The organism is Streptomyces buecherae, assembly GCF_014295035.1.
Lineage (GTDB): Bacteria > Actinomycetota > Actinomycetes > Streptomycetales > Streptomycetaceae > Streptomyces > Streptomyces youssoufiensis.
Genome location: NZ_CP060404.1, coordinates 6,865,668 through 6,891,426, shown reverse-complemented (window position 1 = coordinate 6,891,426; position 25,759 = coordinate 6,865,668). Strand labels below are relative to the sequence as shown.

General features: G+C 73.5%; 21 protein-coding genes. 3 read left to right on the top strand and 18 right to left on the bottom strand.

What is annotated here, in order from left to right:
- Positions 1-216: 216 nt before the first annotated feature.
- Positions 217-1,245, top strand: a complete 1,029-nt coding sequence (locus H7H31_RS27435) for an aminoglycoside phosphotransferase family protein (protein WP_187064561.1) — start codon at positions 217-219, stop codon at positions 1,243-1,245.
- 288 nt (positions 1,246-1,533) lie between these two features.
- Here H7H31_RS27435 and H7H31_RS27430 read toward each other — a convergent pair whose 3' ends face one another.
- Together H7H31_RS27430 and H7H31_RS27425 are read right to left on the bottom strand one after the other, a co-directional pair.
- Positions 1,534-2,265, bottom strand: coding sequence for a S1 family peptidase (locus H7H31_RS27430; protein ID WP_197996018.1), 732 nt, complete (start codon positions 2,263-2,265; stop codon positions 1,534-1,536).
- A gap of 878 nt (positions 2,266-3,143) precedes the next feature.
- Positions 3,144-3,953, bottom strand: a complete 810-nt coding sequence (locus H7H31_RS27425; protein ID WP_222625525.1) for a S1 family peptidase — start codon at positions 3,951-3,953, stop codon at positions 3,144-3,146.
- A gap of 312 nt (positions 3,954-4,265) precedes the next feature.
- On the opposite strand from H7H31_RS27425, the gene H7H31_RS27420 reads away from it, so the two are divergent.
- Positions 4,266-5,174 carry a hypothetical protein gene (locus H7H31_RS27420; RefSeq protein ID WP_187064559.1) on the top strand — a complete coding sequence of 303 codons (909 nt, stop codon included), beginning with the start codon at positions 4,266-4,268 and terminating at the stop codon, positions 5,172-5,174.
- Between the two features lie 79 nt (positions 5,175-5,253).
- On the opposite strand, the gene H7H31_RS27415 is transcribed toward H7H31_RS27420, so the two are convergent.
- From H7H31_RS27415 to H7H31_RS27390, 6 genes are all read right to left on the bottom strand, one after another.
- Positions 5,254-5,979 (bottom strand): alpha/beta fold hydrolase, encoded by a 726-nt coding sequence (locus H7H31_RS27415; protein ID WP_176161090.1) that lies wholly within the window; start codon positions 5,977-5,979, stop codon positions 5,254-5,256.
- A gap of 267 nt (positions 5,980-6,246) precedes the next feature.
- Positions 6,247-7,824, bottom strand: coding sequence for a glycosyltransferase family 39 protein (locus H7H31_RS27410; RefSeq protein ID WP_232110111.1), 1,578 nt, complete (start codon positions 7,822-7,824; stop codon positions 6,247-6,249).
- Between the two features lie 47 nt (positions 7,825-7,871).
- Positions 7,872-8,858, bottom strand: coding sequence for an ABC transporter permease (locus H7H31_RS27405; RefSeq protein WP_187064558.1), 987 nt, complete (start codon positions 8,856-8,858; stop codon positions 7,872-7,874).
- Positions 8,855-9,820, bottom strand: a complete 966-nt coding sequence (locus H7H31_RS27400; RefSeq protein ID WP_187064557.1) for an ATP-binding cassette domain-containing protein — start codon at positions 9,818-9,820, stop codon at positions 8,855-8,857. Before H7H31_RS27400 ends, H7H31_RS27405 begins: the two co-directional genes overlap by 4 nt.
- A 34-nt stretch (positions 9,821-9,854) precedes the next feature.
- Entirely contained in the window at positions 9,855-10,262 is a 408-nt protein-coding gene (locus H7H31_RS27395) for a GntR family transcriptional regulator (RefSeq protein WP_197995973.1), read from the bottom strand.
- A gap of 159 nt (positions 10,263-10,421) precedes the next feature.
- Positions 10,422-11,162 carry an SDR family NAD(P)-dependent oxidoreductase gene (locus H7H31_RS27390; protein ID WP_187064556.1) on the bottom strand — a complete coding sequence of 247 codons (741 nt, stop codon included), beginning with the start codon at positions 11,160-11,162 and terminating at the stop codon, positions 10,422-10,424.
- Between the two features lie 82 nt (positions 11,163-11,244).
- On the opposite strand from H7H31_RS27390, the gene H7H31_RS27385 reads away from it, so the two are divergent.
- Positions 11,245-11,838: a MarR family winged helix-turn-helix transcriptional regulator gene (locus H7H31_RS27385; RefSeq protein WP_187064555.1), complete on the top strand. Its 594-nt coding sequence runs from the start codon at positions 11,245-11,247 to the stop codon at positions 11,836-11,838.
- A 39-nt stretch (positions 11,839-11,877) separates the two neighbouring features.
- On the opposite strand, the gene H7H31_RS27380 is transcribed toward H7H31_RS27385, so the two are convergent.
- The 10 genes from H7H31_RS27380 to trpB all read right to left on the bottom strand — a co-directional run bounded on the left by H7H31_RS27380 (position 11,878) and on the right by trpB (position 25,682).
- Positions 11,878-12,978, bottom strand: coding sequence for a hypothetical protein (locus H7H31_RS27380; RefSeq protein WP_232110110.1), 1,101 nt, complete (start codon positions 12,976-12,978; stop codon positions 11,878-11,880).
- Positions 12,979-13,233: 255 nt separating this feature from the next.
- On the bottom strand, positions 13,234-14,694 hold the full coding sequence (locus H7H31_RS27375) for a glutamate synthase subunit beta (RefSeq protein ID WP_187064554.1): 1,461 nt from the start codon (positions 14,692-14,694) through the stop codon (positions 13,234-13,236).
- Positions 14,687-19,309, bottom strand: coding sequence for a glutamate synthase large subunit (gene gltB, locus H7H31_RS27370; protein WP_187064553.1), 4,623 nt, complete (start codon positions 19,307-19,309; stop codon positions 14,687-14,689). Before gltB ends, H7H31_RS27375 begins: the two co-directional genes overlap by 8 nt.
- Before the next feature lie 313 nt (positions 19,310-19,622).
- On the bottom strand, positions 19,623-20,354 hold the full coding sequence (locus tag H7H31_RS27365; RefSeq protein WP_187064552.1) for a VIT1/CCC1 transporter family protein: 732 nt from the start codon (positions 20,352-20,354) through the stop codon (positions 19,623-19,625).
- Between the two features lie 256 nt (positions 20,355-20,610).
- Positions 20,611-21,600 (bottom strand): prolipoprotein diacylglyceryl transferase, encoded by a 990-nt coding sequence (lgt, locus tag H7H31_RS27360; RefSeq protein WP_187064551.1) that lies wholly within the window; start codon positions 21,598-21,600, stop codon positions 20,611-20,613.
- 98 nt (positions 21,601-21,698) lie between these two features.
- Positions 21,699-22,487 carry a DsbA family protein gene (locus H7H31_RS27355; RefSeq protein ID WP_187064550.1) on the bottom strand — a complete coding sequence of 263 codons (789 nt, stop codon included), beginning with the start codon at positions 22,485-22,487 and terminating at the stop codon, positions 21,699-21,701.
- A 147-nt stretch (positions 22,488-22,634) separates the two neighbouring features.
- Positions 22,635-23,213, bottom strand: coding sequence for a Clp protease N-terminal domain-containing protein (locus H7H31_RS27350; RefSeq protein WP_187064549.1), 579 nt, complete (start codon positions 23,211-23,213; stop codon positions 22,635-22,637).
- A 2-nt stretch (positions 23,214-23,215) separates the two neighbouring features.
- Positions 23,216-23,425, bottom strand: a complete 210-nt coding sequence (locus H7H31_RS27345) for an HTH domain-containing protein (protein ID WP_187064548.1) — start codon at positions 23,423-23,425, stop codon at positions 23,216-23,218.
- A gap of 173 nt (positions 23,426-23,598) precedes the next feature.
- Positions 23,599-24,414 carry a tryptophan synthase subunit alpha gene (trpA, locus tag H7H31_RS27340; RefSeq protein WP_187064547.1) on the bottom strand — a complete coding sequence of 272 codons (816 nt, stop codon included), beginning with the start codon at positions 24,412-24,414 and terminating at the stop codon, positions 23,599-23,601.
- Positions 24,411-25,682 carry a tryptophan synthase subunit beta gene (trpB, locus tag H7H31_RS27335; RefSeq protein ID WP_187064546.1) on the bottom strand — a complete coding sequence of 424 codons (1,272 nt, stop codon included), beginning with the start codon at positions 25,680-25,682 and terminating at the stop codon, positions 24,411-24,413. The genes trpA and trpB overlap by 4 nt, the downstream gene beginning before the upstream one ends.
- Between the last annotated feature and the right edge of the window lie 77 nt (positions 25,683-25,759).

Genomic DNA, 25,759 nt, shown 5'->3' with positions numbered 1-25,759 from the left:
CCGCGTAGTCAACGCACCCGAGTGTCCACGACCGCGCGCTCCCGTCCGCCGGGCCACGCCCGACCGCGCCGGTCCGAGACCGTGCGTACCCCGACCGCCCCGTTCCAGCCCTCCCCCACGCGGACCGCGCCCGAGGTCCGCCCCATCGGGGCCGCCCCATCGGGGCCGCCCGACAACTCCCGGACGGGGCGCACGCCGGCGTGGGACGATGCGCCGATGGAGTCGGAACTGTCGTTCGGGGACGGGTTACGGGCCACGCTGGGCCAGCCCCGTGACCCCCGCCTGCTGGACAGCAGCCCGCGGTCGCGGGTGTGGCGCGTGGAGCTGGCCGCCGGGCCCGCGGTGGTCAAGCAGGTCGTCGACGAGGCCGACGCCGACGAGCGGTACGCGCGCGAGGTGGCCGCGCTGGAGCTGGCCGGCGCGGCCGACGAACCCGTGGTGCCCGCGGTGTGGGGCACCGATCCCGGCGAGCGGGTGCTGGTCATGGCGCACGTCCCGCACCGGCGGCCGGCCGCCGGCTGGATCGTCCGCTACGCCAGGGCGCTGGCCGCGCTGCACGCCAGCGGCGGGCCCGAGGTCGTCGACGCGCTGCCCCGCTGGCAGGGCCCGGACGACGCCGACGTCGACTCCTTCCTCGCGCTGGCCGACACGCTCGGGGCCCGCGCCGACCCCGGCGTGGCCGCCGAGTTGCGCGCGCTGATCCGCCGGCTGGCCGAGGCCCCCGGGCGGGCGCTGCTGCACGGCGACCCGTGCCCCGGCAACGACCTGCACACGGCGGACGGGGTGACCTTCATCGACCTCGAAGGGGCGTCCTGGGGCAGCGGCCTTGTGGAGCTCGCGTACCTGCGCGTCGGCTTCCCCACCTGTTGGTGCGTCACCTCCGCCTCCCCCGCGCTGCTGGAGCGGGCGGAGCGGGCCTACGCGGCGACCTGGCGCGCCCGTACCGGTACCGACCTGCGCGTCGACCTCGCCGACGCCTGCGCCGGCTGGCTCATCAGGGGCGACGCGCTGGTCGAGCGGGCCCACCGGGGCACCGTCGACCAGTTGGCGCGGCTCCCGTACGAGGACTGGACGTGGGGCACCGTCTCGGCCCGGGAGCGGCTGGCGCACCGGTTGGCGGTGGTGGCCGAACTGGCGCGCGGGCGCGCGGAGGTGCGCGGGTTGGCCGCGCTCTGCGCCGAGCTGCGCGACCGGATGCTCGCGCACTGGCCCACGCTGCGCCCGGCCCCGGCCCGCCGCCCGTAACGCGGCCGGCCCGCGCCGGCTCCCGGCCCGCCGGCAGCGCGACGAGGCGCGCCCGCGCGTGCTGGACGCGGCCGGCGACGCGCGCGGCGCGTGAGGTCCGGCCGGCCCCGCCACGCGCGCACGGGCCGCGCCCGTCGGCGCGGCCCGTGCGGTGGTGCGGGTTACTCGTTTCACTGGCCCGAAGGGGCCGCCGGTCCGTGCGGTGCCGCGTCGCGCGCCGTCTGGTGGTGCCCGTCGCGCGGGCCCGTGGGCGCTGGGTACGCGGCGCCGCCCGGCGCCGGGAGGGCGCTAGCCGAGCTGGCTGGCGGCGCTCTTGATGGCCGTGGCGAAGTGGCTCACCTGCGTGTAGACACCGGGCTTGCCGGCGCGCGCGCAGCCCTCGCCCCAGCTCACGATGCCGACCTGGACCCAGGCACCGGCGCCGTCCTTGCGGAACATCGGGCCACCGGAGTCACCCTGGCAGGTGTCCACGCCGCCCTGCTGGAGGCCGGCGCAGATCTCCTCGGCGGCGATCAGGCCGCTGTAGGAGCCACCGGCGGCCTTGCAGGTGGCGTCGCTGATGAAGGGCACCTTGGCCTTGAGCAGGTAGCGCTGCTGCGCGCCGCCCTCACGGTTGGCGCCCCAACCCGCGATGTCGAAGGTGCCGTTGTCGTACGCCGTGGTGGTGGCGATGTTCAGCGTCGGCAGGTTGATCGGCTTGGCCAGCTTGATGAGGGCCCAGTCCTTGCCGTTGCCGTTGTAGCCGGGGGCCTGGAGCACGTGGGTGGACCTGACCTTGATGGCGCTGGTGCTCTGCAGGTCGACCGAGCCCGCGGTGGCGGTGATGCTGGTGTTGGGGCCGCTGCCGTCCACGCAGTGGGCGGCGGTCAGGACGATGTCCTTGGCGTACAGGGAGCCGCCACAGCCCATCGACAGGCGGACCATGAACGGGAACTCGCCCTGGGCCGCGCGGGTGCCGCCCACGACCCGGGTGCTCGGGCCGCTCGGGTCGCTCTGGGCTATCGCGGTGCTGGGGCTCATGCTGATGGCGGCGAGGGCGACGGCGCCCGCGGCGATGCATCTCTTGACGTGCTTGAAGATCTTCAACGGATGTCCTCTCGTGGGTGGTTAGCGCACAATTGGCAGAATCATGACAACCAGAATCCGGACACCGCTGCCATAGAACATCCGTTGAGACAGAGCAGCGGACCGCACAACATCCGGACTCAATGGAGTGAGACCGTGAAAGTGCCGCTCGAATTATGTGGAGCTTTGAGACACGGTGGCAAGGGCTGAGTTCCGGACACCGCAGAAGATCTTCCGGACAGTTCCGAGAGGGCGTGCGTGATTCCCACGGATTGCGGGGCATGCCCATCGATCGGCGCCACCGGGAATTCCGATAAACGGACGCGCGCTCGCACCGCACGCCATTCGCCGCGCCAGCGCGAGGCCGGCCCAGCCGACCGGATAACCGCGTTCCGCGCGAACGGCGCAGCTCAGGGCCTTGACATCGAGGAGCGGGAGCGACCGCGCCGCGGGCACTGACACCTCACCCGGGCCGGAGCACCCATCCTCCGCGGACGCGACAACGCGACGCGTAAAGGCGCTTTCCCGCAATGTGGCGGCGGGTCGCGGCGGGGCCGTATCGGAAATGCGGTGGGCGCGAAACACGGTCTCGGGCGGGGCGCCGGTAAAAACCTCCCGACCTGTTTCCGGGCATGCGGAATTCCGCGTCCGCCCGGTGCGCGCACGCGGAATGAAACGGGCAGCGGACGGGCGCCCCGCACCGCACGGCGGGCACCCGACAGCGCCAGGGCGGGCACGCCGTACGGGGCGACATGGCGCCGCCCCGTACGAGCACTCACACCCGCGACACCGCCACCGGGCCCGCGCGTCGGCGGGTCCGGTGGCGGCCGGGATCAGCTACCGAGCTGGTCGGCAGCGCTCTTGATGTCCTGGGCGAAGTGGCTCACCTGCGTGTAGACACCGGGCTTGCCGGCGCGCGCGCAGCCCTCACCCCAGCTCACGATGCCGACCTGGATGAACTCGCCCGCGTCGTCCTTGCGGAACATCGGGCCACCGGAGTCGCCCTGGCAACTGTCGACGCCGCCCGCCTCGATGCCGGCGCAGATCTCCTCGGCGTCGACCAGGCCGCTGTACGAGCCGCCCGCGGCCTTGCAGGTGGCGTCGTCGATGAAGGGCACCTTGGCCTTGAGCAGCTTCTGCTGCTGGCTGCCGCCCTCGCGGTCGGCGCCCCAACCGGCTATGTCGAACTCGCCGTTGTCGTACGCGTCCGTGTCGGCGATCTTCAGCGTCGGCTGGTCGACCGGCTTGTCCAGCTTGATCAGGGCCCAGTCCTTGCCCGTGCCGTCGTAGCCGGGGGCCTGGAGGACCTCGGTGGACGTGGCCTTCTGCGCGGCCGGGTCGTCCAGGTCCACGACGCCACCGGTGACGCCGATGTCGGTGTTCGGGCCGCTGCCGTCCACGCAGTGCGCGGCGGTCAGCACGATGTCCTGGGCGTACAGGGCGCCGCCACAGCCCATCGACAGCCGGACCATGAAGGGGAATTCACCCTGTTCGGCCGGGGTGCCGCCGACGATCCGGGTGCGCGGGCCCTCGGAGGCGTCCGAGGTGGCCTGCGCGAAGGCGGTGCCGGGGGTGAGGCTGAAGGCGGCGAGGGCGACGGCGCCGAACGCGGCGCCTCTCTTCACGTTCTTGAGGAGGGACAACGGGGTTCCTTTCGTGGGGGGTTGACCGCGTTTGGCGGACCCGTCCACACAAGAAATCCGGCGCCCCTCGCCCGTGATCCACCAAAGAAACTTGGTGCAGACCAGGCGTTGAGCCGTAAAGCGTCCGGACCCCGTGGGGTGAGCCCGCAAAGCGCCCTGTGATTATGTGTAGAGAGTGATCCGCGTGACAAGGGCTTCCTACCGGCCAGCTGAGGGCGCGATCCGCGCGGCCCGGCCCGATGCGCTGACGCCACCCGGCGCCATCCGTAAGGTTGAGCCAGGTCAGCGGGGTTGACGGCGCGGGGGTGGGACGTGGCGACGACGGGCGGCGAGATCCAGCACGGATATCCGCACGTGGAGACGGTGCGCGCGGCCATCACCGCGCTCTACCGGCGCCTGTCCCACGACACCGTGCGCACCTTCGCGTTGAGCGTGCCCCCCGCCGACGTCGCCTTCCCGGACGACGACGACCTCTACCTCGGCGTGCAGCGCATCGCCCGCGTCATGGTGCGCCACCTGCGCCTGCCCGACGCACGCATGATCATCAGCTTCCGGGACATGGAGCACGCGGGGAACGTCGAACTGACCGCGGGCCCCGAGTACTTCATCGAGCTGAACGCCCGGTTCAAGACCCACCGGCGCGACATCGGAGCCGCCCTCGCGCACGAGGTCATGCACGTCTACCTGCACCGGCTCGACCTCTCCTTCCCCGGCACCCGGGACAACGAGATCCTCACCGACACCGCCGCCGCCTACCTCGGCGCGGGCTGGCTGCTGCTCGACGCCTACCGGGAGAGTTCGGTCTCCCGGCAGAAGCTCGGCTACCTCACGCCGGAGGAGTTCGGCTACGTACTCGCCAAGCGGGGCCAGGTGTTCGGCGAGGACATCGCGCCGTGGTTCACCAGCCCGCAGGGGTACGACGCGTACGCCGACGGCCTGGCGCGGGCGCGCCGCGACGAGCGGCAACCCCCCTTGGCCGGCAGCGGTTGGGCCAGCCGCCGCCGGTACGCCAAGGACCGACGGCATGCGCGGGAGCACCCGCGCGCGGGGGGCGCGCGCCCCAGCGTCGAGCCGGGCGCCGGCTACGCCTTCGAGGGGCGGGCCCCGCTCCAGGTGCGCTTCCCCTGCCCGGTGTGCCACCAGCGCATCCGGGTGCCGGTCCGGGGCAGGTTGCGGGCCCGGTGCGGGCTGTGCGGGACGGTCCTGGAGTGCGACACGTAGCGCTCGGCGCGGCCCGCGCCGCGTCGGGCGGCCGGTCGCGGCAGGCGCTCGCGACCGGCCGCCCGTGGCGGGAGCCGGCTCACACGAGCCCGACCGGCTCCTCGCCGCGCACCCAGCCGAGGACGGAGCGCATGAAGCCGTCCAGGTCGTCGCGGTGGATCGAGTGGCCCGTGTTCTTGACCGTGTGCACGGTGAAGCCGGCCGCGCGGAGTTGTTCCTTGTGCGCCTCGGAGACGACGTGGCTCGGGTCGGCGGCCTGTACCAGGGAGGGCACGACGGGCCGCTCGGGTATGTAGTCGATGGCGTGCTCGCCGCCCACCGCGTCCGCCGTCGCCGGGTCCCAGGCCGCGATGCCGGCGACCTCCGCGTCCACGTCGCCCTCGTCCCAGTGCGGGTTGAAGTTGGCGATCATGCTGCGGGTGGCCTTGCGCAGGGCCCGCAGCGTCTCCGGGTTGGTGGGCCGCTCGCCGGTCTCCAGGGCCCAGGCCGGGTCGCTGTAGACGGCCCGCTTGGGGCGCAGGTGCTCCACCGCGAAGGAGAGCGAGAGGCCGCCGAGCGAGTGCCCGATGGCCAGGTCGGCGCCGACCGGCAGGTTCTCCTCCAGGTCGGCGGCGAACAGCGGAATGCTGTACTCGGCGGCGCGCTCACTCGCCCCGTGCCCGCGCAGGTCGACCGCGATGACCCGGTACCCGTTCTCGGCCAGCGCCGGGCCGACCCGCCGCCAGGTGCGGTGGTCCGACATGATCCCGTGGATGAGCAGCGCGATCCGATCCCCCGCGCCCCACTCCCGCGTGTGCAGCCGCATGATGGTGCCTCTCCCGTCCGTACGCACGGTGATGTCGCATCCCACACCCCCGTCGGTCTCGTCCGCTCCGGATGCGTCGCCCCCGGGCCGCGCCACCCCACCGCGCTGGGCCGATGGCCTGGCGCGACGGGGACCAGCGCGGCCGGCGGTCGTCCGCGGAACCGTAGCCGCCTCAACTTACCGTCACGCGACAGGCCCCCCGCCGCGACTGTCTACGATCCGGGACACGGCGCGGCCCGCGCCGTCGCCGCCCCGGTCCGCCGGGTTTCAGCAGGTGCCCGGTCGGGCGTAGCGCACGACGCGCATGCCCCGCACCGGGCGCCGCTCGCAGACCGTGAAGTGGTCCCGCAGTACGGCGCGTTCGACCGCCTCCTGCGGACTGGGGCGAGCGGACGGGCGCGGGTCGGTGATGACGGTGACGCGGTCCACGCGCAGCATGCCCGCCCGGATGGCCGAAGGCGGCAACTCCGTGCCCCACAGCGTGCCCGTGGAGGACGCGTCCTGGGCCAGCGCCAGGTCACGCAGCCCGTGGAACTCGCCCGGGGCGGACATCAGCGGCTCGCGGCGGTGGAACGGCAGGAACAGCAGCCCGTCCCCGGGCTCGGAGAGTTCGCCGACTGCGCGCGCGGCGGCCACGGTGTCGTCGAGCCGGCTGTCCGGCGTGCGCAGCGTCAGCGCGTACGGCACCTGCGCGACGAGCAGCGCCGCGACCACGCCGCACAGCACGCCGACGGTGGCCGGACCACGGGCCCGGGCGGCGCGCACCCCTCGGTCGAGCGCGGCACCGAGCAGCAGGGCGAACCCGAGCCAGCCGTAGAGCACGTACCGGTCGACGTAGATCGGGTGCAGGGCGGAGGCGGCCATCAGCAGCGCCGTGGGCACGACGAACAACGGCAGCGCCAGCGCCGGCAGCCCGATCCGCCCGTGCCGCTCCCCGACCACCCGGGCCAGCGCGCCGGCGGCGAGCGCGAGCCCGAGGAAGGCGGCGACCTGACCGACGTCCGGCGCGGAGATCCACGCGACCTGCTGCGCCTGCTGCTGGCTGACCACGACCAGCGGCGCGAGCGGCACGGCGGCGCCCGCCGCGGCCCGCGCCCAGGACCAGAACGTGTCGCCGCGCACCCGCGCGCAGCGCAGCGTGAGGCCGTGCGCGAGGAGCGCGAGCACCGCGAACTCGTGCAGCAGACAGGCCAGCGCCATCGTCGCCGCGTACCCCCACCACGCCCGCCGGGTGCGCCCGGCGACCGCCCGCAGCAGCAGGTACGTGCCCCACACGACGCAGGCGCAGACCAGCGCGTAGGAGCGGCCCTCCTGCGCGTACCGCTGCACCGGCGGCAGCAGCGCGAAGACCAGCCCGGCCGCCAACCCGGCGCCGGGGCCGGCCAGTCGGCGGCCGATGAGCGCCACGCCGGCGGCGGCGCCGGCCATCGCGAGGACCGACGGCAGCCGCAGCGCCCAGAGGCCGCCGTCCCAGCAGGCGAACACGGCGTACATGAGCAGGTAGTAGAGGCCGTGCACGACGTCGACGGTGCCGAGCGTCCGCAGCATCGCGCCGAGGTCGCGGTGGGCCACCTGGTACGTGGTGGACTCGTCGCGCCACATGCTGTGCTCGCGTTCGAGCCCCCATAACCCGGTGGCGAGCGTGAGCACGGCCGGGAGGAGGACGAGCGCGTACGGGCGGGCCCGGCGCGGCAGTCGTGTCCGCAGCCGCCTGGCGAAGGCGCCGGCGGGGCGGGCGGTTCGGGTGTCGGTTGGGCGCGGCTCGGCGGGCTCGGCTGCCGTGGTCGTGGTGGTAGCGGCGGTGGTCGGGACGGCGGCGCGGGCGCGCGGCGGGGTCAGGGCCATGGGTCGGCGGAACTCCGTTGTCGAAGGGGCCACGGGGGCGTCGACGGTCAGGCCGTCCGGCGACCGACCCACCACAGGCAGCCGGCGACGAGGGCGGCGGCGACGGTCAGGCAGATGCCGGCCAGCACCCACTGCGTGGGCCAGTAGGCGCTGGCGGGGTGGTACTCGACGAGGGAACTGACCACGTCGTGCTCGCGCAGACAGCGAGCCAGGTTCGCCTCCACGCTCAGGTCCGGGCAGACCCGGTCGGAGATGCGCTCGCCCGAGGACGTCTCGTAGCGCAGACGCTCGTGCAGCGTGTAGCGGGGTAGGTCGGGATAGTGCGTGGGAGTGGACCGCGCGGTGCTCAGCGGCCACAAGTGCTCGGCCGGGCGCCACGCTCGCAGCAGGTACAGCATTCCGCCGCTGATCGCGAGGGAGATGACCATGGCGGGAAGGGTCCTGCGGAGGACCAGGCCGACGGCGGCGGCGACCACCACCGCCAACATGGCCAGAGCCACCCCGGCCGGTCCCGCGGTCAGGAACGGTGTGGGGGTGTCCCAGACCAGGTCGCCGAAGTCGCGCCAGGTCGAGTGCCACCACCAGCCGTACAGCGCCGTGAGGACGAGGCTGACCACCAGGGTGAGGGACACGGCGAAGGCGAGCTTGGCGGCCATCCAACGGCGCGGGCTGACCGACTGGGTCAGCGCCAACCGGTGGCTGCCGCTCTCGAAGTCCCGTGCGAACAGGGGTGCGCCGAGGAACACGGCGAGCAGCGGGGGGAGGGCCAGCATCGCGTAGCCCGCGCGAACGAGCACGTCGCGGTAGTCGGTGTCGAGCACTCTGACCACGTCAGCCAGGGAGCCGTCCGTGAGCCGCTGGCCGTGACAAGTGGGGAGCAGGATGTCGCAACCCGCGATGCCGTGATCCTGCTGGAAGGCGTACTGCTGGTGGAACCAGTAGCCGACGCAGCAGGCGGCCATCGCGGTCAGTGCCAGCACCGTCCAGGCCGTGGCTCGGTGCTGGCGCCAGACCACCCAGGTCAGGCCCTTCACGCGGCGACCTCCGGGGCATCGGTGGGGCCGCCGTCGAGCAGCAGCGGCGGCGCGGTGGGGTTGCGGAGGTAGCCGAGCAGGATCTCCTCGACGGAGGGCTCGCGGGTGATCCACTCGCCCTCCAGCTCGGTGCCGCCGGGCCGTACCAGCACGGTGAGTTGGCGGCCGGTGGCGCGGGCCTCGACGACGGCGTGGGCGGCGAGTTCGGGCGGCAGCCCGGGGTTGCTCGCCCGATCCCCGGCCCGTTCGCCGTCCCGGCGCGCCCCGGTCACCAGGGCGTGCGCGGACTGGATGGCCTCCGTGTCGCCCGCGAGTCGGAGTCGACCCGCGCCGAAGAGCCAGAGGTGGTCGCTGACGCCGTCCAACTCGGCGAGCACGTGCGTGGCGATGACCACGGTGGTGCCGTGCTCGGCGGCCTCGGCCATCAGGGCGCCCATCATGCGGCTGCGCCGCAGCGGGTCCTGATCGGCCATCGGCTCGTCCAACAGCAACAGGTCGGCGCGCTTGCCGAGCGCCAGGGCCAGCGCGACACAGGTGCGCTGGCCGCCGGAGAGGGTCGATATCCGCGCCCCCGTCGGTATGTCGACATCCCGCAGGACCCGCTCCGCCACGGCCTGGTCCCAGCCGGGGTTCAGCTCGCGGCCGAACCGCAGCGTCTCCGCGACGGTCAGCCGGGGAAACAACGGCTTGTCCTGTGCCACGTAGGCCACCCGGCGCCGGGTGGCGGACGTCGAGCGCGCCTCGCCGAACAGGCTCAGGCTGCCGGTCGTCGGCGCCAGCAGCCCGGCGGCCATGGCCAGCAACGTGCTCTTGCCCGAGCCGTTCGGGCCGATCACGGCGCAGATCCGCCCGGCGGGGAGCCGTAGCGTGACCTCGCGCAGCGCCCAGGTCTGCCGGTACCTCTTGCCCAGTCCGCGCGCCACGATGGCCGCGCCCGGGTCCCCCGCGTACTCGCTGGTCACCCGTTGCCCCCACTCGTCATCTTCGTTCCCCTGGTCAGTTCGGCGTCGGCGGCGCGTCGCCGAGGCGTTCGTCGAGGACCGAGGCGAACAGCGCCGCCACGTCCTCCCGGTCGAGCCCGGCCTCGCGCGCCCGGTCCATCCACGCCGCCAACTCCGCGCGCAGCGGCGACCCGGCGGCGGACTCGGGCCGGGCGAGGGAGCGCCGCACGAAGGTGCCGAGGCCCGGCCGGGGTTCGACCAGGCCCTCCCGTTCCAGCTCGCGGTACGCCTTGAGGACGGTGTTCGGGTTGATCGCGGTGGCCGCGACGACCTCCTTGGCCGTGGGCAACCGGTCCCCCGGCTGCAACAGACCAAGGCGCAGCGCCTGCTTCGTCTGCTGGACGATCTGCAGATACGTGGCGACGCCGGCACGCCGGTCGATGCGGTACTCGATCACCCGCATCACCCTTTCACTAATCCGTTAGTGGAATGATGGTGGAGTGCGAACGGCACCCTGTCAAGAAACGCCGACGGCGCGCGACGCCGGCCCCGGGTGGGGCGGGCGTCGCGCGCCGTCGGCCGACGGCGTCCTACCGGTCGGGCGTCCCCGCGCGGGGCGACCTCAACGCGTCATCCGCGCACCGCCGTTGACGTTCAGGACCTGGCCCGTGACGTGCCGGGCGGCCGGCGAGCACAGGTAGGCCACCGCGCCCGCCACGTCGTCCGGCACCCCGGCGCGACCCACGGCGGTGGCGGCCACGAGCTGGGCCCGCCGCTCGGCGGTCAGCACGTCGCCGAAGAACTCGGTCTCGGCGATATAGCCGGGCGAGACGACGTTGGCCGTGATGTCCCGGGCGCCCAGCTCCGCCGCGAGGTCGAGGTTCCAGGCGGCCAGGCCGGCCTTGGCGGCGCCGTACGAGCCGGCGCCCTGGTCGGCCGCGATCGAGCCGATGTGCACCACGGCCCCGCCGCCGGCCAGCCGGTCGGAGACGGCGTGGGTGGTCAGCGCGGCGCTGACCAGGTTGGCGTCGAGGTTGGCCCGGAAGCGGGCGGCGAAGGCGCGCAGCGCGGCGGACGGGTCGGCGCCGCCGGGCTCCCCGTCGGCGCCGAAGTCGGTGTTCCCGCCCGCGTTGTTGACCAGCACGTCGACGCGGTCCGGCAACGCGTCGAGCAGCGCGGCGAGTTGGGCCGGGTCGGTGTGGTCGCACACCAGTGGCGTGCCGCCGACCGCGTCGGCGGTGGCGGCCAGCGGGTCGCGCCGGCGGCCGGTGAGGAAGACGGCGCCACCCGCGGCGGCGAAGTGCCGGGCGACGGCCCGGCCGATGCCCGTGCCGGCGCCGGTGACCAGGATGGTGCGGGGCATAGAGTGACCTCCACAAGCTTTCGTTAAGCTCTAAACGCAGACTACGTTTAGATCTAAACGCATTCGACGCCGGAGGACAACCATGACCGCGGCCGACCAGCCACCGGACCGTTCCGCCCGCCCCGTGGACCCCGCGCCACAGGCGGCCCCCGCCGACCCGGTCGCCGCCATCGCCGCCGCCTGGGAGCGCGAGCGGCCCGGCACGCCGGTCTCCTCGATCGGGATCGTCACCCCGATCTGGCGGCTGGCGAAGCTGCTCGGCGACGACCGCCGGCGGGTCCTGGCCCGGGCGGGGATCGACGCCGCGACGCTGGACCTGCTGAGCGTGCTGCGCCGGCAGGGCCCGCCGTACACCCTGAGCACCCGCGAACTCGGCCAACGCTCCCTGGTCACGGCCGGCGCCGTCTCCCAGCGGGTGGCCCGGGCCGAGCGCGAGGGCCTGGTCACCCGCGCCCCCGGCGCCGGCCGCCCCCGCACGGTCCAGGTCACCCTGACCGAGGCCGGCCACGCGCTGGTCGAATCCACGGTGGACCAGGTCCTGACCCGGGAGGCCGACCTGCTGACGGGCCTGACCGACGCGCAACAGCGGGAGCTGACGGAACTGCTGCGCCTGCTGCTCAGCGATGTGCAGCGGCGGCTCGGCGACGACCGGATCACGCACGTGGGGCAGGAGTGACGGCTCCACGCAGCCCACGACGTGCGACTGGGGGCTGGGTCAGCGCACCGTCGACCCCTTGAGCGCCGCGACCTCACGGGCCCGGCCCGCCAACTGGCGCACCGCGCGCACCCGCGAGTGGGCGCGCAGATGGCCGCGCAGGGTGGCGAAGTGCTCGTCGCCGCGCGCCGTGGACAGCGTCTGGTAGTCATCGAGGAACGCCGACCAGGTGGCGCAGCCGGCGTCCAGGTGCCCCAGGGCGAACTGCCGCTTGGCCAGCACGGCGTGCGCGTGCAGCCGGCCCTGCCGCTGCCGCTCCGGCTGGGCCCGCAGGGACGCCTGGAGCGCGGCGACGGAGCCCGGCAGGTCGCCGCCCTCGGCGAGGACGTGGGCCACGTGGAACTCGTACGCGGCCCGGTCGTAACCGCCCACCGCGTCGCGCCGCGCGTCCGCCCTGGACAGCGCCGACTCCGCCTCCCGCAGCCGGGCCCGCGCCCGCCGCCGGTCGCCGACCATGGCGGCGGCGTGTGCCTGCTGGCCGCGCAGGAACGCGACGAGGCGCGGCCCGGCCCGCGGCGCGGCCTCGGCCGCCGCGTCCGCCAGGTCCCGGGCCCGCCGCCCGTGGCCGAGGTGGGACGCCTGGAGGCTCATGCCGCGCAGCGTCCGGCAGTAGGTGAGGTGGTCGCCGGCCTCCCGGGCCAGGTCCAGGGCGGTGACGTAGTACCGCTGGCCGAGGCCCTGCCGGCGTTCGTACATCGCCATCCAGCCGGTCAGGTAGGTGAGGTCGGAGGCGGCGGAGAGCATGCCCTGGCGGACCGGTTCGCTGGCCTGGGCCCGCAGGTACGGCGCCACCGTGTTGACCAGGAAGGCCGCCGCCATCGGGCGGGCGTGACCGCCGCCCAGCTCGTCCAGGATGGCCGCGATCCGGTCCGTCATCGTGCGCACCGTGGCCACCTCGCCCGGCCCGATCCGCCCGGCGGAGCGCGCCCGCCCCTCGCCCCCCTCGGCCCGGGCGGGACCGGCGAACGCCGGCACGGCGAGCGTCGCGGAGTACAGGCTGGCGGCGAGGAGCCGGCGCCGGGCGGGGTTCGTGTCCTCGGTCCCGAGGTCGGTGAGCTGGCCCACCGTGTCTCGGCGCGTGTGCGGACTCCGTTCGGCCACCCGTCCTCAACTCCTCGCTCCGCAGGCGATGTTCGGGCACGGCACGATGCCGCGACCACCGTACCGCCACCCGTGGCCGCCCGGTCACCCCGCGCGAGGACGCCGCGGGCGCAGGCCGTGCTCACCGCGTCGCGGAGACGAAAAAGCGGCGCCTGCCATCCGGTCGGGGACGGGCAGGCGCCGCGTGTTCCGCACGGCGCTGTACGGGACACCTCCGGCACAGGCCGGTAGTGCGGGGGCCGGGCGGGCCGTGGGTCAGACGGTCAGGGCCCGGTCCGTGGGGCGGATCGGTGCGGGCAGGGCGCTGGCGCCGGTCAGGTAGGCGTCCACCGCGCGGGCCGCCGAGCGGCCCTCGGCGATGGCCCAGACGATGAGCGACTGGCCTCGGCCCGCGTCACCGGCGACGTAGACCCCGTCCACGTTCGTGGCGAAGTTCGCGTCCCGGGCGACGTTACCCCGTCCATCCAGGTCCAGGCCAAACTGCTCGACCAGACCGTTGCTCTGGTCGATGCCGGTGAAGCCCATCGCGAGGGTGACCAGCTCGGCCGGGATCCTGCGCTCGGTGCCCGGCTTCTGCTCGAACCCGCCGTCCCTGAACTCGACCTCGACCAGGTGCAGGTACTTCACGTTCCCGTCCGCGTCGCCCTCGAAGTGGGTGGTGGAGACGGAGTAGACCCGCTCGCCGCCCTCCTCGTGGGCCGAGGTGACCTTGTAGAGCATCGGGAAGGTGGGCCAGGGCTGGTGGCCCGGGCGCTCCTCGCTCGGCCGCGGCATGATCTCAAGCTGGGTGACGGAGGCCGCGCCCTGGCGGTGGGCGGTGCCCACGCAGTCGGCGCCGGTGTCGCCGCCGCCGATGACGACCACGTGCTTGCCCTCGGCGGTGATGGGCGGCGCCACGAAGTCGCCCTCCTGGACCTTGTTGGCCAGCGGCAGGTACTCCATCGCGGCGTGGATGCCGTTCAGCTCGCGGCCGGGCACCGGCAGGTCGCGGGAGACGGTGGCGCCCGCGGCGATGACCACCGCGTCGTAGCGGCGACGCAGGTCGGCGGCGTCGATGTCGCGGCCGATCTCCACCTCGGTACGGAACTTGGTGCCCTCCGCGCGCATCTGCTCGATGCGGCGGTTGATGTGCCGCTTCTCCATCTTGAACTCGGGGATGCCGTAGCGCAGCAGCCCGCCGATGCGGTCGGCCCGCTCGAAGACGGCGACGGTGTGGCCGGCGCGGGTGAGCTGCTGGGCCGCGGCGAGGCCGGCCGGGCCCGAGCCGATGACGGCGACGGTCTTGCCGGACAGCCGCTCGGGCGGCTGCGGGGTGACGTCGCCCGACTCCCACGCCTTGTCGATGATGGTGACCTCGACGTTCTTGATGGTCACCGGCGCCTGGTTGATGCCGAGCACGCAGGCGGCCTCGCACGGCGCCGGGCACAGCCGCCCGGTGAACTCCGGGAAGTTGTTCGTCGCGTGCAGCCGCTCGCTGGCCTCGCTCCAGTCCTCGCGGTAGGCGTAGTCGTTCCACTCGGGGATGAGGTTCCCGAGCGGGCAGCCGTTGTGGCAGAACGGGATGCCGCAGTCCATGCAGCGGCTCGCCTGCTTGCTGATGATCGGCAGCAGCGAGCCGGGGACGTAGACCTCGTTCCAGTCCTTGACGCGCTCGCCGACGGGGCGGGTCGCGGCGACCTCGCGGTCCGTGGTCAGAAAGCCCTTGGGGTCAGCCATGCGTCGCCGCCTCCATCATCTTCTCGGTGGTCTCGGACTCGGAGAGTCCGGCTCGCTCGGCGGCGTCCTTGGCGGCGAGCACGGCCTTGTAGGTGGGCGGGAAGACCTTGCTGAAGCGGCGTGCCGCGGCTTCCCAGTCGGCGAGGAGGGCCGCGGCCACGGTCGAGCCGGTCTCCTCCTGATGGCGGCGCACCACGTCGTGCAGCCACCGCGTGTCGGCCTCGTCCAGCGGCTCGACAGCCGCGGCCAGCTCGCGGTTGACCTGGGCCGGGTCGAGGTCGATGACGTACGCGACGCCACCGGACATGCCGGCGGCGAAGTTGCGCCCGGTCTCGCCGAGCACCACGGCCCGGCCGCCGGTCATGTACTCGCAGCCGTGGTCGCCCACGCCCTCGGAGACGACGGTCGCGCCCGAGTTGCGCACGCAGAACCGCTCGCCGACCCGGCCGCGCAGGAACATCTCGCCGCCGGTGGCCCCGTACGCGAGGGTGTTGCCCGCGATGGTGGAGAACTCGGCCAGGTGGTCGGCCCCGCGGTCGGGGCGGACGACGATCCGGCCGCCGGACAGGCCCTTGCCGACGTAGTCGTTGGCGTCGCCCTCCAGGCGCAGCGTGATGCCGCGCGGCACGAAGGCGCCGAAGGACTGGCCGGCCGAGCCGGTGAAGGTGATGTCGATGGTGTCGTCGGGCAGGCCCGCGCCGCCGAACTTCTTCGTCACCTCGTGACCGAGCATGGTGCCCACGGTCCGGTTGATGTTGCGGATGGCGACCTGGGCGCGCACCGGCTGCGCGGCGGCGGCGTCCGGCGCGGCCAGCGCGTCAGCGGCCAGCTTGATCAGCTCGTTGTCCAGCGCCTTCGCCAGGCCGTGGTCCTGCTCGGCGATCTGGTGGCGGACGGCGCCGGCCGGCAGGTCCGGTACGTGCAGCAGCGGCGCCAGGTCCAGGCCGCTGGCCTTCCAGTGCTCCACGGCCCGCGAGGTGTCCAGGAGTTCGGCGTGCCCGACTGCCTCCTCCAGGGTGCGGAACCCCAGCTCGGCCAGGAGTTCGCGGACCTCCTCGGCGATGAACTGGAAGAAGTTGACGATGTGCTCGGCCTTGCCGGTGAACCGCTCGCGCAGCACCGGGTTCTGGGTGGCGATGCCGACCGGGCAGGTGTCCAGGTGGCACACGCGCATCATCACGCAGCCCGAGACCACCAGCGGCGCGGTCGCGAACCCGAACTCCTCGGCGCCGAGCAGCGCCGCGATGACCACGTCGCGGCCGGTCTTGAGCTGGCCGTCGGTCTGCACGACGATGCGGTCGCGCAACCCGTTGAGCAGCAGCGTCTGCTGCGTCTCGGCCAGGCCCAGCTCCCAGGGACCGCCGGCGTGCTTGAGCGAGGTCAGCGGGGAGGCGCCGGTGCCGCCGTCGTGGCCTGAGATCAGCACGACGTCCGCGTGCGCCTTGGAGACGCCCGCCGCGACCGTGCCGACGCCGACCTCGCTGACCAGCTTGACGTGGATGCGGGCCCGCGGGTTGGCGTTCTTCAGGTCGTGGATGAGCTGGGCGAGGTCCTCGATGGAGTAGATGTCGTGGTGCGGCGGCGGCGAGATGAGGCCGACGCCGGGCGTGGAGTGCCGGGTCCTGGCCACCCACGGGTAGACCTTGTGGCCGGGCAGCTGGCCGCCCTCGCCGGGCTTGGCGCCCTGGGCCATCTTGATCTGGATGTCGTCGGAGTTGACCAGGTACTCGCTGGTGACGCCGAACCGGCCGGAGGCCACCTGCTTGATGGCCGAGCGCCGCTGCGGGTCGTACAACCGCTCCGGGTCCTCGCCGCCCTCGCCGGTGTTGGACTTGGCCCCGAGCTGGTTCATGGCGATGGCCAGCGTCTCGTGCGCCTCGCGCGAGATGGAGCCGTACGACATGGCGCCGGTCGAGAAGCGCTTGACGATCTCGGAGACGGGCTCGACCTCCTCCAGCGGGATCGACGGCCGCTCGGACCTGAGGCCGAACAGACCGCGCAGCGTCATCAGCCGCTCGGACTGCTCGTTCACCCGCTCCGTGTACTGCTTGAAGATGTCGTACCGGCGGGCGCGGGTGGAGTGCTGGAGCCGGAAGACGGTGTCCGGGTCGAACAGGTGCGGCTCGCCCTCGCGGCGCCACTGGTACTCGCCGCCGATGTCCAGGGCGCGGTGCGCGGAGGGCACGCCGCTGGCCGGGTACGCCTTGGCGTGCCGGGCCGCGACCTCGGTGGCCACCACGTCCAGGCCCGCGCCGCCGATCTTGGTGGCGGTGCCGTGGAAGTACGTGTCCACGAACGCCTGGTCGAGCCCGACGGCCTCGAAGACCTGCGCGCCGCGGTAGGAGGCGACGGTGGAGATGCCCATCTTGGACATCACCTTGAGCACGCCCTTGCCGAGCGCCCTGATGAGGTTGCGGATCGCCGCCTCGGGCTCGACGTCGGACAGGAAGGTCCCCGCGCGCACCAGGTCCTCGACGGACTCCATGGCCAGGTACGGGTTGACGGCCGCCGCGCCGTAGCCGATGAGCAGCGCGACGTGGTGCACCTCGCGCACGTCGCCGGCCTCCACGAGCAGCCCCACCTGGGTGCGCTGCTTGGTGCGGATGAGGTGGTGGTGGACGGCCGAGGTGAGCAGCAGCGAGGGGATGGGGGCGTGCTCGGCGTCGGAGTGCCGGTCGGAGAGGACGATGAGGCGGGCCCCGTCGGCGATGGCCGAGTCGGCCTCGGCGCAGATCTCGGCGATCCGCGCGGCCAGCGCCGGTCCCCCGCCGCCGACCCGGTACAGGCCGGAGAGGGTGGCGGCGCCGAGCCCGTCCCGGTCGCCGTCGGCGTTGATGTGGATGAGCTTGGCCAGCTCGTCGTTGTCGATCACCGGGAAGGGCAGGGTGACGCTGCGGCAGGAGGCCGCGGTCGGCTCCAGGAGATTGCCCTGCGGGCCGAGCGAGGAGATCAGCGAGGTGACCAACTCCTCGCGGATGGCGTCCAGCGGCGGGTTGGTGACCTGTGCGAAGAGCTGGGTGAAGTAGTCGAAGAGGAGGCGGGGCCGGTCGGAGAGGGCGGCGATGGGCGAGTCGGTGCCCATCGAGCCGATCGGCTCCGCGCCGTTGGCCGCCATCGGCGCGAGGATGAGCCGCAGCTCCTCCTCGGTGTAGCCGAAGGTCTGCTGGCGGCGGGTGACCGAGGCGTGGGTGTGCACGATGTGCTCGCGCTCGGGCAGGTCCTCCAGCTCGATCTCGCCGGCCTCCAGCCACTCCTGGTAGGGCGCTTCGGCGGCGAGCGCGCTCTTGATCTCGTCGTCCTCGACGATGCGGTGCTCGGCGGTGTCGACCAGGAACATCCTGCCGGGCTGGAGCCGGCCCTTGCGTACGACGCGGGCCGGGTCGATCTCCAGGACGCCGACCTCCGAGGAGAGCACGACCAGGCCCTCGTCGGTGACCCAGTAGCGGCCCGGGCGCAGCCCGTTGCGGTCCAGGACGGCGCCGACCTGGGTGCCGTCGGTGAAGGTGACGCAGGCCGGGCCGTCCCAGGGCTCCATCATCGTGGAGTGGTACTGGTAGAACGCGCGCCGCTGGGCGTCCATCGAGGCGCTGTTCTCCCACGCCTCGGGGATCATCATCAGCACGCTGTGCGGCAGCGACCGCCCGCCCAGGTGCAGCAGTTCGAGGACCTCGTCGAAGGAGGCGGAGTCGGAGGCGCCGGGGGTGCAGACGGGGAAGAGGCGGTCGATCGAGCGGCCGTCGCCGGCCAGCAGCTCGCTGGCCAACTGCGACTCGCGCGCCCGCATCCAGTTCCGGTTGCCCTGCACGGTGTTGATCTCGCCGTTGTGCGCGACGAACCGGTACGGGTGCGCCAGCGGCCAGGACGGGAAGGTGTTGGTGGAGAAGCGCGAGTGCACCAGCGCGATGGCGGTGGCGAACCTGCGGTCGGACAGGTCGGGGAAGAACGGCTCCAACTGCCCGGTGGTGAGCATGCCCTTGTAGACCAGGGTGCGCGCGGACAGGGAGGGGAAGTAGACCCCGGCCTCCCGCTCGGCGCGCTTGCGCAGCACGAACGCCCTGCGGTCCAGCTCGATGCCGCTGAGGGAGCCCTCGGCGTCGGCGACGAAGAGTTGTGAGAACGCGGGCATGGTGGCCCGGGCGGTGCTGCCGAGCAGTTCGGGGGCGACGGGCACGACTCGCCAGCCGAGGACGGCGAGCCCCTCCTCGGCGGCGATGGCCTCGGTCCGGGTGACGGCCGCCGCGGCCTCCGAACCGTCGCCGGGCAGGAAGGCGATGCCGACGGCGTACGCGCCGGGCTCGGGCAGCGGGAAGGCGACGCTCTCGCGCAGGAAGGCGTCCGGCACCTGGAGCAGGATGCCGGCGCCGTCGCCCGAGTCCGGGTCGGAGCCGGTGGCGCCGCGGTGCTCCAGGTTGCGCAGGACGGTGAGGGCTTGTTCGACCAGCTCGTGGCTGGGCTCGCCGGTGAGGGTTGCGACGAAGCCGACGCCACAGGCGTCGTGCTCGTTACGGGGGTCGTACAGGCCCTGGCGGGCGGGGCGCCCCTGCAGCGGTGACCAGGCGGCAGTGGCGCCGCTGCCGGTCACGGAAGGCACGGGCCGGGGGTGCGCGGAACGCATCGGCTCTCCCGTCGTCGTCGGTGGCAAGTGCTGATACCGAGGGACGACGTTGGCCCTCTGTGAATTTGGTGCAGGCTACATGATGGCCCGCTGCCCAAGAAGCGGATACTTCATTCCAGCATGCGGACACCGCAAGAGCGTGGTGGAGCGGGGCGAGGGGCTGAACGGGGCGCGCCCGCTGGGTTCGCGGAGCGAGCGACGTTGCCCGCGACGCTCGGGCTGTATGCCCGTTCGCGAGCGAGCCGAAACCGCGCGGTAATCCGCATATTATGCGCAAGCCTGCATGATTCACCGGCAGAGGCCGCCTCCGAGATCACCCGACGGCCGTCCCGAACAGGGCGCCGAGGGCGTACGTCACGCCGGCCGCGGCCCCGCCGAGCGCCAGTTGCCGCAGGCCACTGAACCACCACGTCCGGGCCGTCACCCGCGCCACGACGGCGCCGCACCCGAACAGCCCGACCAGCGCCAGCAGGACGGCGGGCCACAGGGACGAAGCGCCGAGTAGGTAGGGCAGCAGGGGCAGCAGGGCGCCCAGCGCGAAGGCGCCGAACGAGGAGAGCGCCGCCGTCAGCGGCGAGGGCAGGTCGTCCGGGTCCACGCCCAGCTCCTCGCGGGCGTGCACCTCAAGCGCCCGCTCCGGGTCCGCCGAGAGCTGCCTGGCCACCTCGCGGGCGAGCACCGGCTCGACCCCGCGCGACTCGTACAGGGCCGCCAGCTCCAGCATCTCGTCGCCCGGGTGCTTGCGCAGCTCGCGGCGCTCGACCTCCAACTCGGCCAGCACGAGTTCGCGCTGCGAGGCCACCGACGTGTACTCCCCCGCGGCCATCGAGAACGCGCCGGCCGCGAGCCCGGCGAGACCGGTGATCACGATCGTCTGCTGGGTGACGGCGCCGCCCGCGACACCGGTCATCAGGGCCAGGTTGGAGACGAGGCCGTCCATGGCGCCGAAGACCGCTGGCCGCAGCCAGCCGCCGTTGACGTCGCGGTGGGTGTGGTTGTCACGGTGGGCGACGTGGGGCGGTTCCGCGGCGGCGATGACGGACATGGGGTAGAGCTCTCCCTTCACACGGCGACGGAGGACTCATCCGCCGCCAACGCCTCGAAGGTACGCTCGAATTCCCCGCCGCCGCCAGCAAGGAAGGCCGAACTTACCTCGCTGACCTGCACGGATGCGCGCCCCGTCACGCGGGGGTGAGCGGCGCGGGGAGCCCGTCGCGGGGGCACGGCACACGCGCGAGGCCGCCGGACCCCTCGGTCCGACGGCCTCCGTGTCGCTCGCCGCGGGCGCTCCCGCCCGGGGCTCAGCCCTTCTTCGACGGCGCGGCGTCCCCGGCCCCGCCGGTCGCCCCGTCCTCGTCCGCCGACGTCGCCCGCGCCCCCCGCGGCTCCTTCACCGTGCTGACCGGAGACGACGCGGCCGGTGCCGCCTTCGCGGCGGCGGGCTCGCCGTCCGACGCGCCGCCGTCGCCGACCGCGGCCGGCTCGACCACCGCCTCGCGGCCCGGGCTGTGCCGCGCCGAGAGCACCATGTAGGCCACCGCCGCCAGGAAGACGACGATCGAGGTCCAGTTGTTCAGCCGTAGGCCGAGCACCTCGTGCGCGTCGTCCACGCGCAGGTACTCGATCCAGAACCGGCCCACCGTGTACGCCGCGACGTACAGCGCGAAGGCCCGGCCGTGGCCGAGGGTGAAGCGCCGGTCCGCCCAGATCACCAGCAGCGCCACGCCCACGCACCACAGCGACTCGTACAGGAACGTCGGGTGGTAGGTGCCCGCCACGGTGCCGGTGTCGGTGTCCGCGTCGATCTTCAGCGCCCACGGGAGGTCGGTCGCCTTGCCGAAGAGTTCCTGGTTGAACCAGTTGCCCCAGCGGCCGATCGCCTGGGCGAAGGCGATGCCCGGGGCGAGCGCGTCCGCGTACGCCGGCATCGGGATGCCCCGGCGGCGACAGCCGATCCACGCGCCGAGCGCGCCGAGCGCGATGGCGCCCCAGATACCGAGGCCGCCCTGCCAGATCTTGAAGGCGTCGACCCAGTCCTCGCCCTCACCGAAGTACAACTGGTAGTCGGTGATGACGTGGTACAACCGGCCGCCGACCAGGCCGAAGGGCACGGCCCAGACGGCGATGTCGGCCACCGTGCCGACCTGGCCACCACGGGCGACCCAGCGCCGCCCGCCGTACCAGACGGCGACGAAGACGCCGATGATGATGCAGAACGCGTAGCCGCGCAGCGGGATCGGCCCGAGGTCGATCACGCCGGATGAGGGGCTGGGGATGTAAGCGAGGTCCATGACAGGGGTGACGCTACCCTGCCGGGCGGGAAGCGCGGCAACCCACCCGGCACAACGGCTGCATAACGGGCCACGGGCGGGGCCCGGTCCGACCTCGGTCAGCGGCCCTTCTCCTTGGCCGCCTCCGCCACCTCCTTCTTCAGCTTCTCCGGGGTCAGCGGGTCGTCCTGGTCCCCGTAGACGTTCTCACCGTTGAGCAGGACCGTCGGCGTGGCCCCGTGGCCCGACTTCTCGAACGCCTTGTCCACCTTCTGCACCCAGCTGTCGTGGGTCCCCTTGTTCACGCAGGCCCGGAAGGCCGGGGTGTCGAGGCCCGACACCTTCCCCGCCAGCTCGATCAGGTAGCCCCGGTCGGCGAACGCGTCGTCCTGCTCGCGTGGCTGGTTCTGGTAGAGCAGGTCGTGGTACGCGGAGAACTTGCCGGCGTCCTGGGCGCAGGCGGCGGCGTTGGCCGCGCGCAGCGAGCCGCTGCCGCCCAGGTTCCCGTCGATCAGGCGGACCAGGTGGTACTCGATCCTGAGCTGGCCCGCCTCGCGCAGTTCGGTGATCGTCTTGCGGAAGCCGTTCTCGAAGCCGGCGCAGCCGGGGCAGCGGAAGTCCTCGAACACGGTGAGGGTCGCGGGCGCGTCGGCCGCGCCGGCCGGGATGGCCACCCGCTTCTCGCCCGTGGCGCCCTTGGGGTCGACCACCGGTCCCCGCGCGTCCGCTTCGTCGTCGTCGCTCTGGCTGGCGATCAGGGCGCCGATGCCGCCCACCGCGCCGAGCACCACGACGATGACCCCGGCCGCGATGTAGGTGCGCTTCCGCTTCTGTCGCGCCTCGTCCTTCGCGCGCTGTTCCTGCAGTCGCTCGCGAGCGCTGCGCTTGTCCTTACGGTTGTGACTCACGCCCGTGCACAACGAGACGACCGGGCGGGGCTGCGCTCCGGCGCCCGGTATTCGCCCGATCGAGCGATGGGCGGGCGAATCTCACGGCGTGGGCCACGGCGGGATCGGCCCCACGACGGGGGCCGCCCGCCCGGTGGCGCGGCCGGGTCAGCTCGCCGCGCGTCCCGGCCACGGCACGGCGAGCGCGCGCTCGATGTCGGCCCACGACGCCCCGTGCTCGGCCATCACGTCCGCCACCACGCCGGGCCCCGACGCGAGCCCGAGCAACAGGTGCTCGTCGCCGATCGCGCGGTCGCCGCGGCCCTGGGCGATGCGCAGCGCGCGGACGAGCACGGACCTGGCCTCGCGCGAGAACGGTCGGTGCCCGCGCGGCCACCACCGTCGCGGGCCGCGCTCGGCGGCCAGCGCGTCGGGCCCGTGCGCCTCCTCGACCCGGGCGACGACCTCGCCGACGTCGATGCCGAGCCGGGCGAGGGCCGCGATGTCGGCGCGCGAGAGCCCACCCGCCCGCCGGGCCTCGCGCAGCGCCGTGGTCAGCTCCGTACGCCGCTGGTCGACGCCGAGCGCGAGCAGGGCGCGGGCGCCGGGGGCCTCGCCCGGGTCGAGGAGGTCGAGCAGGGCGAGCAGTAAGTGCTCCTCGGTGATGGTGCGCGCGTCGGCGCGCTCCGCGTGGCCGACGGCGCCCTCCACCGCGGCGCGGGCGTCCTGGCTGAACTTCTCGAACATCGTCAATGCCTCCCGTGTTTCTTGTGCACGGCCTGCCGGCTGACCCCGAGTTCGTTGGCGATCTCCTGCCACGACCAGCCCCGGGCCCGGGCACTGCGCACCTGGACGGCCTCCAACTGCTCCACCAGCCGTCGCAGCGCGGCCACCGCGCGCAGCCCGACCCGCGGGTCACGGTCGCCCGCCTGCTGGGCGAGATCGGTTGCCTCAGTCATGACGTCAACCTACGTTGACACTCGACGCATGTCAACCATGGTTGACACGGCGGGCGCGCGCACCACACCGCCGGGCGGCGACCGGGCCCCGCCCCGACCCGCTCCGGAACGACCGCACCCCGGGCAGCGGGGCTGCCCGGGGTGCGGGTGGGATCGGCCGTGCGCCGGTGGCGTCAGGCGCGCTGGCGCACGCCCTTGGCCAGGTCGGCCGCGAGCGCGCGCACGCCGGCCAGGCCCGTCTCGACATCGGGCGCCTGGAGCAGCTCCTTGACGAACGCCGACCCGACGATCACGCCGTCCGCGAACTGGGCCACCTCGGCGGCCTGTTCCGCGTTGGAGACGCCGAGGCCCACGCACACCGGCAGCTCGGTGCTGGCCCGAGTGCGCTCCACCAGCTCCTGCGCCTCGCGGCCGACCGACTCGCGGGTTCCGGTGACGCCCATGAGCGAGGCCGCGTACACGAAGCCGCTGCCGGCCGCCGTGATCTTGGCCAGCCGCTCGTCCCGGCTGCTGGGCGCGACGACGAAGACGGTGGCAAGACCGTGCCGCTCGGCCGCCTCCCGCCACACCCCGGACTCCTGCACCGGCAGGTCGGGCAGGATGCAGCCGGCGCCGCCCGCCTCGGCGAGCTCGGCGGCGAACCGCTCGACGCCGTAGCGGTCCACCGGGTTCCAGTACGTCATGCACAGCACCGGCGCGCCGGTGGCCGCGTGCACCTCGCGGACCGTGCGGATCACGTCGACGATTCTGACGCCGGCGCGCAGCGCGATGTCGTCGGCGGTCTGGATGACCGGGCCGTCCAGGACCGGATCGCTGTGCGGCAGGCCCACCTCCACCAGGTCGCAGCCGCCCTCGACCATCGCGGAGATGGCGCGCACGCCGTCGTCCACGGTGGGGAAGCCGGCCGGCAGGTAGCCGACCAGCGCGGCCCGGTTCTCGGCCTTGGCCCGCGCGAGCACGTCGCTCAGCAGGGTGATGTTGCCGCTCACTTGTCCCCCTCGTGGGTGGCCGCGTCGGACCGCTGGTCGGCCTGCTCGTCGTACAGCCCGAAGTAGCGGGCCGCGGTGTCCATGTCCTTGTCGCCGCGCCCGGAGAGGTTGACCAACAGCAGCCCCTCGGTGCCGAGTTCGCGGCCCAGGTCCAGCGCGCCGGCCAGCGCGTGGGCACTCTCGATGGCGGGGATGATGCCCTCGGTCTGCGACAGCAGCCGCAGCGCCTGCATCGCCGCGTCGTCGGTGGCGGAGCGGTACTCGGCCCGCCCCGCGTCCTTGAGGTAGGCGTGCTCGGGCCCGACGCCCGGGTAGTCGAGCCCGGCGGAGATCGAGTACGGCTCGGTGATCTGCCCGTCGTCGTCCTGGAGGACGTAGGAGCGGGAGCCGTGCAGGATGCCGGGGTCGCCGACGCTCAGCGTGGCGGCGTGCTCGCCGCTGTCGATGCCGTGCCCCGCGGGCTCCACGCCCACCAGGCGCACGCCCTCGTCCGGGAGGAACGCGTGGAAGAGGCCGATCGCGTTCGAGCCCCCGCCGACGCAGGCCACGGCGGCGTCCGGCAGCCGCCCGGTGCGCTCCAGGAGCTGGCGCCGGGCCTCGACGCCGATGACCCGGTGGAAGTCGCGGACCAGCGCCGGGAAGGGGTGCGGCCCGGCGACGGTGCCGAACAGGTAGTGGGTGCGGTCCACGTTGGCCACCCAGTCGCGGAACGCCTCGTTGATGGCGTCCTTGAGGGTGCGGCTGCCGGACTTCACGGCGACGACGTCGGCGCCGAGCATCCGCATCCGGGCCACGTTCAGCGCCTGGCGCTCGGTGTCGACCTCGCCCATGTAGATGGTGCACTCGAGGCCGAAGAGGGCGCACGCGGTGGCGGTGGCCACGCCGTGCTGGCCGGCGCCGGTCTCGGCGATGACCCGGGTCTTGCCCATGCGCCTGGTGAGCAGCGCCTGCCCCAGCACGTTGTTGATCTTGTGCGAGCCGGTGTGGTTGAGGTCCTCCCGCTTGAGGAAGATCCGCGCCCCACCCGCGTGCTCGGCGAAGCGGGGCACCTCGGTCAGCGCGCTGGGCCGCCCCGTGTAGTTGACCATCAGCTCGCCCAGCTCGGCGGCGAACGCGGGGTCGCCCTTGGCCTTCTCGTACTCGGCGGCGACCTCGTCCACCGCGGCGACCAGCGCCTCGGGGATGAACGTGCCGCCGTAGGCGCCGAAGTAGCCGTCGGCGCTCGGGATCTGACCCTCGGGGGCGGGGATGAAGAACTCGGAAGTCATTTCGGTGTGCTCCTCGAACGGGGCTGGCACCCCGTGGATGTCACGCCACGGCCGGCACGGCACGCGGGCGGCCCACC